This window comes from Halomonas sp. SIMBA_159 (assembly GCF_046536035.1).
GTDB lineage: Bacteria > Pseudomonadota > Gammaproteobacteria > Pseudomonadales > Halomonadaceae > Vreelandella > Vreelandella venusta_A.
The window spans coordinates 1-263 of record NZ_JAWJBT010000820.1 but is presented as its reverse complement, the minus strand read 5'-3'; the positions used below and the strand labels follow the sequence as shown (position 1 = coordinate 263).

Genomic DNA, 263 nt, shown 5'->3' with positions numbered 1-263 from the left:
AAACTGCCAGCCAGGAAGCGCTGGCTTAAACCACTACTGGCAGCTTGTTCCAACCAGGCTTCGCGCAGCACCAGCAGGCTGATTTCACCGCTAAAATCCCCGCTGTCTGCCGCAGCAACCAGCTGGTCCAGCGCGTCGCTCAACCGGCTGTAAATCAGCTGGTCCTGCTCATCATTAAAATCAAACAGGCTCAGCAGCAAACCGTTCTCACCCAGCATCAGCTGTTGCCATTGTAACAGGCTGCGCGACTGCCCTGCCGCTAT

1 protein-coding gene is annotated in these 263 nt (G+C 56.7%); it reads right to left on the bottom strand.

Features of this window, described 5'->3' with window-relative positions; genetic code table 11:
- The coding region (locus R0J87_RS21505) for a hypothetical protein (RefSeq protein ID WP_498888836.1) at window positions 1–263 on the bottom strand (263 nt) is incomplete at both ends.